Raw genomic sequence first — 11,159 nt, forward strand, 5'->3', positions numbered from 1 at the left:
AAGGGTGGCCCGATGGCTCTCGACGAAGCGACCGCGGACTTCCTGGCCAAGATGGCCGAGACCGGCGCGAAACCACTGCACGAGCTGAGTCCCGCCGAGGCGCGTGAGCTCAGCGCCGGGCTCAAGGACCTCTACGGCCCCGGCCCGGACATGGCGCGGGTCGAGGAACACGCCGTGTCCACTCAGGACGGTGGGTCGGTCGGCGTGCGGCTGCTCGTGCCGAACGCCGAGCCGCGCGGCCTGATGGTGTACTACCACGGCGGCGGCTGGGTGCTCGGCGCGCTCGACGAGTTCGACACGCTGGGCAGGCAGCTGGCGCAGCGCACCGGCTGCGCCGTGGCGCTGGTGGACTACCGGCTCGCGCCGGAGCACCCGTACCCCACGGCGGCCGAGGACGCGTGGGCCGCGCTGCGCTGGCTGGACGCCCGGCAGGAGACGCTGCTCGGCTCCCGCCTGCCACTCGTCGTCGCCGGTGACAGCGCGGGCGGGAACCTCTCGGCGATCGTCACCCGGCGCGCGAGGCGGGAGGGCGGCCCGGAGATCCTGCTGCAGGTGCTGGTCTACCCGGTGACCGACTGCGACCTCGACAACGCCTCCTACACCGATCCCGCCAACCAGCTCATGCTCTCCCGCGAGACGATGATCATGTTCTGGGACCACTACGTGGCCGACCCGGAGGCCCGGCGCAACGAGGACGCGTCGCCGCTGCGCTGTGCCGACCTCGGCGGGCTGCCGCCGGCCGTGGTGCTGGTCGCCGAGCACGACGTGCTGCGCGACGAGGGCGCCGCCTACGCGCGGCGGCTGCGGGAGGCGGGCGTGACCGTGCACGAGCGGCTGTTCACCGGTCAGATGCACGGGTTCTTCACGATGGTCAACGTGCTGCCGGGCAGCGCGGAGGGCATCGACTACGTCACGGAGCACGTGAACGCCTACCTCGACGGGCGCTGAGGAGAGGATCCGCCATGTACCGCATGACCGTCACCTACCACCATCCCGCCGACCCGGAGAAGTTCCTGCGGCACTACCGGGAGGTGCACGCCCCGCTCGCGGCGAAACTGCCGGGGCTGCGCGCCTACGAGTGGGCCGTGGCCGAAAGCCCTGACGGCTCCACGCCGCGGCACTTCATGGTCGCGACGCTCGACTGGGACACCCAGGAGGAGGCGCTCGCCGCGCTCGGCTCGCCCGAGGGTGAGGCCGGTACCGCCGACATGGCCAACTTCACCACCCCCGACGCGTTCGAGCTCGTCTTCGGCGAAGTGACCAAAACCGTCTAGGACAGCCGCAGTGAAGGCCACCATCACTGCGTTCAACGCAGTGATGGTGGCCTTCACTGCAGTCGGTCAGGCGCTCGCCCTGCGGATGGCTTTCGTGCCGATCCACAGTCCGAGCACGCCGACCGCCGCGGCCGCCAGCAACCCGTAGCCGACGGTGGCCGACACCAGCTCGCCGTTGAACAGCGCCCGCTCGGCGTCCACCACGTAGGTCAGTGGGTTGAGGTGGGAAGCCACGCGCAGCCACTCCGGCGCCTCGTCGATCGGCAGCAGGATGCCGGCGAGCAACAGCAGCGGGAACAGCAGTGTCTGCTGCACCGCCCAGAACATCCACTCCGTGTTCCGCGCCGCGAGCGCCAGCGTGTAGGACAGCGAACCCAGCCCGACGCAGAACAGCGCGAGGATCGCGAGGGCGACCAGCGCGCCGCCGACGTGCAACTCGAAGCCGAACGGGATCGTGACCAGCACGATGAGCACGGCCTGCGCGAACATAGGCACGATCTCCTTGAGCGCGCGGCCCACGATCAGCGCCGGTCTGCTCAGCGGCGAGACGAGCATCCGTTCGTGCGAACCGGTCTGGATCTCGAACAGCAGGTTCGAGCCGGTCGCCGACGTGCCGAACAGACACGACATCACCACGATGCCGGGCACGAACCACTGCAGCGCCGAGCCGCCGTCGGTGTCCGGCAGCAGCGGCGCGAACAGCGCGAGGAACAGCAACGGCTGGAGCATCGAGAAGATCACGGAGAACGGGTCGCGCAGCACGGGCCGCAGCTCTCGGCTGAAGACCGTGGCCGTGTCGGTGGCGAAGGTGGTCATGCCGCACGCTCCTGGGTGCCGGCACCCGCGCTCTCCTCGCGGAGGCTGCGCCCGGTGAGGTTGAGGAAGACGTCGTCGAGGGTCGGCCTGGCGACCTCCACGCTCGCGACGGGGATGTGGGCCTCGTCGAAGCCACGCAGCAGCTTCGGGGTCAGCCGGGCGCCGCCGTCGATCCGGATCTCCAGACGGGTGCCGGTGCGCTCGGTCTGCGCGCCCTCGGCGATGCCCAGTGCCCGCGCCTCGGCGCGCTCGGCCTCCTGCTCGTGGTCGAACTCCAGCGTGATCCGGTCGCCGGCGTGTGCCGCCTTGAGCCGGGCGGGGGTGTCGTCGGCGATGACGCGGCCGTGGTCGATCACCACCACCCGCTCGGCGAGCTGGTCGGCCTCCTCGAGGTAGTGCGTCGTGAGCACCATCGTGGTGCCTTGCTCGGCGCGCAGCCGTCGCACGTGCTCGGCGAGGTTCGCCCGGTTCTGCGGGTCGAGCCCGGTCGACGGCTCGTCGAGGAACAGCAGCTCCGGCGCGTGGATGAGACCCATCGCGATGTCGAGGCGCCTGCGCTGCCCGCCGGAGAGCGAGGACACGACGCGGTCGGCGACGGCGCCGAGGTCGAGCGAGCCGACCAGCTCGTCCGCACGGGCCCGGGCGGCGGCCACGGTCATGCCGTACGCCCGGCCCTGGCTCAGCAGCTCGTCGCGGGCCCGCTGGCTGTGCCCCGCGCCGTTGCCCTGGCCGATGTAGCCGATGCGGGCGCGCACGCCACGCGGGTCGCGGGTCACGTCGCGGCCCGCGACCTCGGCGGTGCCGGACGTGGGCCGCAGCAGCGTCGTGAGCATGCGCAGAGTGGTGGACTTCCCGGCGCCGTTGGGCCCGAGCAGTGCCACCAGCTCGCCTTCGTCGACGGTCAGGTCGAGCCCGCGCACCGCCTCGACCGTCCGCTTCTTGACGGTGAAGTGCCTGGTCAGTCCGCTCGTGCGGATCATGGTGGAAGTCATGGGAACCACGCTAAAGTCCACTCCGGCCACTTCTTGACCGCAATGAGGGCGAACCTGGAGTCATGGCGAACACGAGTGCACGGATGCTGCGGCTGCTGTCGCTGCTGCAGACCCATCGGTACTGGCCGGGCAGCGAACTCGCCGGTCGGCTGGAGGTCAGCGAACGGACGCTGCGCCGCGACATCGACCGGCTGCGCGAACTCGGCTACCCGGTCGACGCCAGCCGCGGCGTCGCGGGCGGCTACCAGCTGCGGTCCGGGGCCGCGATGCCGCCGCTGCTAGTCGACGACGAGGAGGCCGTCGCGATCGCCGTCGGCCTGCGCACGGCGGCGGGTGGCGCGATCGACGGCATCGAGGAGATCTCGGTGCGCGCGCTGAGCAAGGTCATCCAGGTCATGCCGCCGCGGCTGCGGCGCCGGGTCGACGCGCTGCAGGCGTACACCGTCCCCGCGACGTTCACGGGCGGTCCCACCGTCGACGCCGCCGCCCTCACGGTGCTCGCCCAGGCCTGCCGCGACGACGAACGCCTGCGGTTCTCCTACACGGCGCGGGACGGCGAACGGACGTCCCGCCTGGTGGAGCCACACCGGCTCGTGTCACTGGGCCGCCGGTGGTACCTGGTGGCGTGGGACGCGGAGAAGCACGGCTGGCGCACCTTCCGCGTCGACCGGCTCACCGAGCCGACGACGACGGGGGCGAGGTTCCGGCAGCGGGAGCTGCCGGGAGGGGACGCCGCGGAGTTCGTGCGGCAGCAGGTGCACGTGGTGCCCACGCAGTACGAGGCCGTCCTGCTCGTGCGGGCGCCCGCCGAGCACGTGGCGCGGACGGTGCAGCGCTGGGGAGTCGTGGAGCCGGAGGGGGAGGAGTCGTGCCGGCTGACGATGAACGTCGACAGCTTCGAATGGCCGGTGCTCGTGCTGGCCTCGATCGGGGCCGACTTCGAGGTCGTGGGCCCGCCGGAGCTGCGCGAGTACCTGCGCGAGACAGGGGAGCGGCTGCTCAGGGGCGCGGCCGCGGGTCGGGACGGACGGGCTACGTCATGAGGCCGGGCAGGCCCACCGCCGCCCGGCTGCGCCGCCTGCGCAGCCACACCCTGCGGGTTCCGTCCGAGTAGAGCCGTACGTTCGACAGCTCCCAACCGGAGAACTCGGCCTGGATGGAGAGCTGTACGGCCGCGGTGACTCGGGAGAGGCCGGGGGGAAGCTGCACCCGGCGGTACTCCCAGTCCTCGTCGACCACCGCTTCCGCTTGTGTCATAGAGCGATCACCTGGATCCCTTCTCCGGCTGCCGAGCCGACGACGACCCGTGACGTCCGTTCGTCGACCGTAACCGAATTCGGCTGCCGAACGGTGGGTAGCCGGAACTTTTCTGTGGGCTCACCGCCCCGCACGTCGAAGCCCACCACCTCGTTGCGCTCGGTCAGTGTCACCCAGACGAGGTGCCGTTTCGCGTCGTAGGCGATCCCGTAGATCCCACCCGGCACCGGGTAGCGCTGGCGCAGCAGCAGCGGATCGGTCCCGAAGGCGAGCAGGCTGTCGCCGCGGGTGTCGGCGACGAGCACCCGACCGTAGGAGTCGACGACCGCGTTGGTGGCGCCGTCACCGGCCCGCAGGCCCTCGCCGATCGAGCCGTCCTCGACGTCCACGGTGAACACGGCCGTGCGGAGCCGGTCCAGCACGAGGGTCGCGTCGCCTGCCACGAGCACGTCGTCGGCGCTGTAGAGGCCGCCGGTGATCGTCGTGGCGGCCCGGTCGCCGTCGAGCACCTCGACGGCCTTGCGGTCGCGCACGGCCACCAGCGTCCGCCCGTCCCTGACCGCGGTGGCGGCGGGCTTGCCCTTGATGTCGACGGTGCGCACCTCGCCCGACGGCAGTGCGATGCGCGCGAGCTTGCCCGCACCGGGCAGGCTCGCCAGCAGCTCGCCGTCGGCCGGGGTCAGCTCCTCCGCGGGAGCCGGCAGCTCGACCGACCTGGGCTTCGCGGTGAGGTCGTCGAGGTCGTAGAGCAGCACCGACGCGGGCTCGGCCAGCGCCACGGCGAGCGTCCCGCCGGAGGTGGCCAGGGTCGTCACCTCGGCGCGCTGTGCGAGCACGCGGCCAGCGGGCTCGGCAGAGGGCTCCGGCGACGTGGCCGCGACGGCGGCCGTCGGGTTGGCGACGACCTGCAGGTCGTCTCCGCTGCCTCCTGCGGACGTGCAGCCGCTGACGAGCAGCGTTCCGGCAACGGCAACGACGGCGACCCGGCGCACACTGGGGGTGGGCCACCGCAAGGGGGCGGGAAACACACAGCCTCCGGAGGGGAAGAACACGGTTACCTACAGCATCCCGCAGCTTGGTGGTGACGTCACGTGGCCGTTACCTGGGCCACCGTTCCGGGTAACCGAACTCGATCCCGGACACGTCGTCGAGCGCGGCCCTGATGGCTGTGGGCAGTGTCAGCTCCTCGGCCGCCAGGGAACCGGACAGCTGGCCGGTGTCGCGGGCGCCGACCACCGGCGCGACGACGCCGGGCCGGTCGCGAACCCACGCCAGCGCCACCGCGAGCGGCGACGTGCCGAGCCCGTCGGCGGCCGTGGCGACAGCCTCCACGATCCGGCTCGCGCGCTCGGTGCGGTGCTGCTCGACGTAGCCGGCGTAGGTCGTGGACGCGCCGCGCGAATCGGCGGGCGTGCCCGTGCGGTACTTGCCCGTCAGGACCCCGCGGCCGAGCGGCGCCCACGGCAGCAGGCCGATGCCGTGATGGGCCGCGGCGGGCACCACCTCGCGCTCCACGCCCCGCTCCAGCAGCGAGTACTCGACCTGGGTGGAGACGATCAGGCGCGGGCGGAGCGCGGCGGCCGTCGCGAGCTGCCAGCCGCAGTAGTTCGACACGCCGGCGTAGCGGACCTTGCCGCTGCTGACGGCGAAGTCGAGCGCGGACAGCGTCTCCTCCAGCGGCACGGTGCCGTCCCACGCGTGCAGCTGCCACAGGTCGACGTGGTCGACACCGAGCCTGCGCAGCGAGCCGTCCAGCGCGGTCAGCAGCGCGCCCCGGGAGGCGCCGCCGCCGAACGGGCCGTCGGTACGCCTGGCCACCGCCTTGGTCGCGAGCACCACGTCCTCGCGCGGCACCAGGTCGGCGAGCAGCGAGCCCAGGATCCGCTCGCACTCGCCCTCGGCGTAGATGTCGGCGGTGTCGACGAGCGTGCCGCCCGCGTCCACGAACGCGACGAGCTGGCTGGCGGCCTCTTCCGAGTCGGTGGCGGAACCCCAGGACATGGTCCCCAGTGCCATGCGGGACACCTTCAGGCCAGAGGTGCCGAGCGGGCGGCTTTTCATGACTGCCCACCCTATAGTTTGGCCATCCGGGCTCTTGACCAAGGCAAGTGTGGACGCGATCAACCGCCCGATAGTGTCGGCGACCGTGCGATTGGGATTGAACCTCGGATACTGGGGCGCGGGCAACGACGCGTCCAACTTGGCACTCGCCAAGCATGCCGACACCTTGGACTACTCGGTGGTGTGGGCCGCGGAGGCCTACGGCTCGGACGCCCCCACCGTGCTCGCGTTCGTGGCCGCGCAGACGTCGAAGATCGACGTCGGCAGCGCGGTGCTGCAGATCCCGGCGCGGACACCCGCGGCCACCGCTATGACGGCCGCCACCCTCGACTCGCTCTCCGGCGGCCGGTTCCGGCTCGGTCTCGGCGTCTCGGGGCCCCAGGTCTCCGAGGGCTGGCACGGCGTGCGGTTCGGCTCGCCGCTCGGCCGCACCCGCGAGTACGTCGACATCGTGCGGATGGCGCTGCGGCGCGAACGGGTCCGCTACGACGGGAAGCACTTCCAGCTGCCGCTGCCCGACGGTCCCGGCAAGGCGCTCGCCCTCACCGTCCACCCCGTTCGCGACCACATTCCGACCTACCTGGCGGCGATCGGACCCCGCAACCTGGAGCTCACCGGCGAGATCGCCGACGGCTGGCTGCCGGTGTTCTTCTCGCCCGAGCACGCCGGTGAGCAGCTCGGCCACGTGCGTGCCGGCGCCGAGAAGGCGGGCCGGACGCTGGAGGGCTTCGACATCGCGCCCACCGTGCCGCTCGTGACCGGTGCCGACTGGCGCGTCTGCGCCGACGCCGTGCGCGGCTACGCGGCGCTGTACCTCGGCGGCATGGGCAGCAGGGAGAAGAACTTCTACAACCAGCTGGCCTGCCGGATGGGTTTCGAGGCGCAGGCCGCCGAGGTGCAGGAGAAATACCTCGCGAAGGACTACGCGGGCGCGATGGCCGCGGTGCCGCTCGAGTTCATCGACGCGACGTCGCTGCTGGGCCCGAAGGAGCGGATCGCCGAGCGCATGGCTGCCTACGCCGACGCCGGTGTCACCACGCTGACCGTCGCCATGTACGTCGCCGACGCCGAGGCCGGGGCCACCGCCCTGCGGACCGCGGCCGAGGCGCTCGACCTGGCCGGAGTCGCGTGATGGGCTGGTTCGAAGCACTGGTCCTCGGCCTCGTCCAGGGCCTCACCGAGTTCCTGCCGATCTCCTCCAGCGCCCACCTGCGGATCACCGCGGCGTTCGCAGGCTGGGACGACCCGGGCGCGGCGTTCACCGCGGTGACCCAGATCGGCACCGAGCTGGCGGTGCTGCTGTACTTCAGCCGCAAGATCGGCCGCATCATCTCGCACTGGTTCAAGTCGCTGTACAACCGCGAGTACCGGCACGACCCGTACGCCAGGATGGGCTGGCTGATCATCGTCGGCTCGTTGCCGATCGCGGTGCTCGGACTGCTGTTCGAGGACGAGATCGAGCACACCTTCCGCGACCTGCGGATCACCGCGACCACCCTGATCGTGTTCGGTCTGCTGTTGCTGCTGGCCGACCGGATCGGACAGCAGCAGCGGGACCTCGACCACCTCACCGTCAAGCACGGCCTGGCGTTCGGGTTCTTCCAGGCGCTCGCGCTCATCCCCGGCGTCTCACGCTCGGGCGGCACGATCACCGGTGGGCTCTTCCTCGGCTACAAGCGCTCGGAGGCCGCTGAGTACTCCTTCCTGCTCGCGGTGCCCGCCGTCATGGCCTCGGGCTTCTACCAGCTCACCGACATCGCGGCGGGGGAGGGACCCGCGTGGGGCCCGACCATCCTGGCGACGGTGGTGGCGTTCGGCGTCGGCTACGTGGTGATCGCCTGGCTGATGGCCTACATCAAGAAGAACAGCTTCCTGCCGTTCGTGATCTACCGCGTCGTGCTCGGCCTGCTGCTGCTCGCGCTGGTCTTCACCGGTGTCCTCGACCCCAACGCGGGACCGGCAGGTTCGTAGGAACCCGTAGGGTGGCCGTGTGGCAACTGTGATTCTGCTGCGGCACGGCCGCTCCACGGCCAACGGCTCGGGGGTGCTGGCCGGCCGCACCCCCCGGGTCGGTCTCGACGAGCGGGGCCGGGCCCAGGCCGAGGGGCTGGTCGACCGGCTGGCGGCGGTGCCGCTGGCAGCGCTCGTCACCTCGCCGCTGCTGCGGTGCAAGCAGACGCTCGGCCCGCTCGCGACCGCGCGCGGCCTCGACCGGCTCACCGAGCCCCGCCTGTCCGAAGTGGACTACGGCGACTGGACGGGCAGGGAGCTCAAGACGCTCGTCAAGGAACCGCTGTGGCGCGTGGTGCAGGCGCACCCGTCCGCTGCGGTGTTCCCCGGCGGGGAGGGGCTCGCGAGCGTGCAGTCGCGGGCCGTCGCGGCCGTGCGCGAGCACGACGCGCGCATCACGGCCGAGCACGGCGACCACGCGGTGTGGCTGCTGTGCAGCCACGGCGACGTGATCAAGGCGCTGCTGGCCGACGCGCTCGGCCAGCACCTCGACGGCTTCCAGCGCATCGTCGTCGACCCCGGCTCGCTGTCGGTGGTGCGCTACACGGAGACGCGCCCGTTCGTGCTGCGCGTCAACGACCTCGCCGGTGACCTCAGCGGGATCGTGCCGCCGGAACCCAAGAAGCGGCGCAGGTCGAAGAAGCTGTCCTCTGATGCCGAGGTCGGAGGGTCGACGGGACGAAAGGAACGATCGTGACAAGCCACGACAACCCCCTGCTGGCCCCCAGCGAGCTGCCCTACGGCCTGCCCCCGTTCGACCGCATCGCCGACGAGCACTACCTGCCCGCGTTCGAGGCCGGGATCGCCGAGCACGCGCGGGAGGTCCGCGCGATCGCGACCAACGCGGAGCCGCCGACGTTCGAGAACACGATCATGGCACTGGAGCGGGCGGGCCGGCTGCTCGGCCGGGTGTCGTCGGTGTTCTTCAACCTCGCGGGCTCGAACACGAACGAGACGCTGCAGGCGGTGCAGGCCGAGATCGCGCCGAAGCTGGCCGCCCACTCCGACGCCATCCACCTCGACCCGGAGCTGTTCGCCCGCATCGAGGAGCTCTACGAGCGCAGGGACTCACTCGGGCTGGACGCGGAGCAGGCGTGGCTGCTGCGGCGTTACCACCTGGACTTCCAGCGGGCAGGCGCCGGGCTGCCCGAGGAAAGCCAGACGCGGCTGCGCGCGCTCAACGAGGCACTGTCGACGCTGTCCACGCGCTTTCAGGACAACCTACTGGGCGACACGAACGACCTCGCCGTCGTGGTGTCCACACGCGACGAGCTGGCCGGGCTCTCCGACGACGCGATCGCCGCGGCCGCCGAGGCGGCCACCGCGCGCGGTGAGGACGGCAAGTACCTGATCAAGCTCGGCCTGCCGACCGCCCAGCCCGCGCTGGCGTCGCTGCACGACCGCGGCCTGCGCGAGCGGGTGTTCCGCGCGTCGACCTCGCGCGGCAACCGGGGCAACGAGTACGACAACGCCGGGGTGCTGGCGAGGATCGCGACGCTGCGGGCCGAGCGGGCCGCGCTGCTGGGTCACCCCCACCACGCCGCGTACGTGATCGAGGACCAGACCGCGAAGACCCCGGACGCGGCGTTGTCGCTGCTGCAGCGGCTGGCGCCCGTGGCCGTCGCGAACGCGCAGGCCGATGCCGCCGAGCTGCAGGAGGAGATCAGGGCCTCCGGCGAGGACTTCACCCTCCAGCCGTGGGACTGGGCCTACTACGCCGAGCGCGTGCGGCGGCGCCGCTACGACCTCGACGACGCGGAGCTGCGACCCTACTTCGAGCTGGAGCGGGTGCTCGTCGACGGCGTGTTCTACGCGGCGAGCCGCCTGTACGGGCTCACGTTCACCGAGCGCCACGACCTGCCGAAGTACCACCCGGACGTGCGCGTGTTCGAGGTGACCGACGCCGACGGCAGCCCGCTCGGCCTGTTCCTCGGCGACTACTACACGCGCGACTCCAAGCGCGGCGGCGCCTGGATGAACACCTTCGTGGACCAGTCGCGCCTGCTCGGGGAGCGGCCGGTGGTGGTGAACAACCTCAACATCGCCAAGCCGCCCGCGGGCGAGCCGACGCTGCTGACCTACGACGAGGTGACCACGGCGTTCCACGAGTTCGGCCACGCGTTGCACGGGCTGCTCTCCGACGTCGAGTACCCGACGTTCTCGGGCACGAGCGTGCCGCGTGACTTCGTGGAGTTTCCCTCGCAGGTCAACGAGATGTGGGCGCTGTGGCCCGAGGTCCTGACCAACTACGCCCGCCATCACCGCACCGGCGAGCCGCTGCCCGCGCGGCTCGTGGAACGGCTGGAGGAGTCGCGGCAGTACGGCGAGGGCTTCGCGACCACGGAGTACCTGGCGGCGGCGCTGCTGGACCTCTCGTGGCACCTGATCGGCGCGGACTCCGCGATCGGTGACGTGCAGCGGTTCGAGGCGGACGCGCTGGAGAAGGCCGGCGTGGCTGTAGAGACCGTTCCGCCGCGCTACCGCAGCACCTACTTCGCCCACATCTTCAGCACCGGCTACGCGGCGGGGTACTACTCCTACATCTGGAGCGAGGTGCTCGACGCCGACTCGGTCGAGTGGTTCCGCGAGAACGGCGGGCTCAGGCGCGAGAACGGCGACCACTACCGCCGTGAGCTGCTCGCCAGGGGCGGCAGCGTGGACGCGATGGAGGCGTTCCGCGCCTTCCGCGGCCGCGACCCCGAGATCGAACCCCTCCTGAAGCGCCGAGGCCTCACCGGCGCCTGACCGC

General features: G+C 71.6%; 12 protein-coding genes. 7 read left to right on the forward strand and 5 right to left on the reverse strand.

The genetic code is table 11. The features are described from left to right. The first annotated feature begins 12 nt into the window (after nt 1-12). Both BA062_RS11240 and BA062_RS11245 read left to right on the forward strand, forming a co-directional pair. Nucleotides 13-948 (forward strand): alpha/beta hydrolase, encoded by a 936-nt coding sequence (locus BA062_RS11240; protein WP_110335987.1) that lies wholly within the window; start codon nt 13-15, stop codon nt 946-948. A gap of 14 nt (nt 949-962) precedes the next feature. Then, nucleotides 963-1,274: an EthD family reductase gene (locus BA062_RS11245; protein WP_110335988.1), complete on the forward strand. Its 312-nt coding sequence runs from the start codon at nt 963-965 to the stop codon at nt 1,272-1,274. Nucleotides 1,275-1,340: 66 nt separating this feature from the next. Here the strand turns inward: BA062_RS11245 and BA062_RS11250 are convergent, their stop codons facing one another. Beyond that, nucleotides 1,341-2,090: an ABC transporter permease gene (locus BA062_RS11250; RefSeq protein WP_110335989.1), complete on the reverse strand. Its 750-nt coding sequence runs from the start codon at nt 2,088-2,090 to the stop codon at nt 1,341-1,343. Continuing rightward, nucleotides 2,087-3,070 carry an ATP-binding cassette domain-containing protein gene (locus tag BA062_RS11255; RefSeq protein ID WP_110335990.1) on the reverse strand — a complete coding sequence of 328 codons (984 nt, stop codon included), beginning with the start codon at nt 3,068-3,070 and terminating at the stop codon, nt 2,087-2,089. Before BA062_RS11255 ends, BA062_RS11250 begins: the two co-directional genes overlap by 4 nt. 74 nt (nt 3,071-3,144) lie before the next feature. On the opposite strand from BA062_RS11255, the gene BA062_RS11260 reads away from it, so the two are divergent. Further along, nucleotides 3,145-4,125: a helix-turn-helix transcriptional regulator gene (locus tag BA062_RS11260; protein ID WP_210406819.1), complete on the forward strand. Its 981-nt coding sequence runs from the start codon at nt 3,145-3,147 to the stop codon at nt 4,123-4,125. Here BA062_RS11260 and BA062_RS11265 read toward each other — a convergent pair. The 3 genes from BA062_RS11265 to BA062_RS11275 all read right to left on the reverse strand — a co-directional run bounded on the left by BA062_RS11265 (nt 4,115) and on the right by BA062_RS11275 (nt 6,400). Beyond that, nucleotides 4,115-4,339 carry a DUF5703 family protein gene (locus tag BA062_RS11265; protein WP_110335991.1) on the reverse strand — a complete coding sequence of 75 codons (225 nt, stop codon included), beginning with the start codon at nt 4,337-4,339 and terminating at the stop codon, nt 4,115-4,117. The two genes, BA062_RS11260 and BA062_RS11265, sit on opposite strands and share 11 nt — an antisense overlap. Further along, complete coding sequence (locus BA062_RS11270) at nt 4,336-5,367, reverse strand: YncE family protein (RefSeq protein ID WP_425452891.1); 1,032 nt, start codon at nt 5,365-5,367, stop codon at nt 4,336-4,338. Before BA062_RS11270 ends, BA062_RS11265 begins: the two co-directional genes overlap by 4 nt. Nucleotides 5,368-5,437: 70 nt before the next feature. Further along, the gene (locus tag BA062_RS11275; RefSeq protein WP_168213923.1) at nt 5,438-6,400 is read right to left on the reverse strand and encodes an aldo/keto reductase; all 963 of its coding nucleotides are present in this window, start codon (nt 6,398-6,400) and stop codon (nt 5,438-5,440) included. Between the two features lie 85 nt (nt 6,401-6,485). Here BA062_RS11275 and BA062_RS11280 point away from each other — a divergent pair, with 85 nt between their 5' ends. From BA062_RS11280 to BA062_RS11295, 4 genes are read left to right on the forward strand one after another with little or no spacing between them, the layout of a single operon-like run. Continuing rightward, nucleotides 6,486-7,532: an LLM class F420-dependent oxidoreductase gene (locus tag BA062_RS11280; RefSeq protein WP_110337243.1), complete on the forward strand. Its 1,047-nt coding sequence runs from the start codon at nt 6,486-6,488 to the stop codon at nt 7,530-7,532. Next, nucleotides 7,532-8,371 (forward strand): undecaprenyl-diphosphate phosphatase, encoded by an 840-nt coding sequence (locus BA062_RS11285; RefSeq protein WP_110335994.1) that lies wholly within the window; start codon nt 7,532-7,534, stop codon nt 8,369-8,371. The genes BA062_RS11280 and BA062_RS11285 overlap by 1 nt, the downstream gene beginning before the upstream one ends. 19 nt (nt 8,372-8,390) lie before the next feature. Beyond that, nucleotides 8,391-9,107 carry a histidine phosphatase family protein gene (locus BA062_RS11290; protein WP_110335995.1) on the forward strand — a complete coding sequence of 239 codons (717 nt, stop codon included), beginning with the start codon at nt 8,391-8,393 and terminating at the stop codon, nt 9,105-9,107. Then, complete coding sequence (locus BA062_RS11295; protein WP_110335996.1) at nt 9,104-11,155, forward strand: M3 family metallopeptidase; 2,052 nt, start codon at nt 9,104-9,106, stop codon at nt 11,153-11,155. The genes BA062_RS11290 and BA062_RS11295 overlap by 4 nt, the downstream gene beginning before the upstream one ends. Nucleotides 11,156-11,159: the final 4 nt, after the last annotated feature.

The sequence above is a fragment of the Prauserella flavalba genome, from assembly GCF_003202235.1.
Classification (GTDB): Bacteria; Actinomycetota; Actinomycetes; order Mycobacteriales; family Pseudonocardiaceae; genus Prauserella_A; species Prauserella_A flavalba.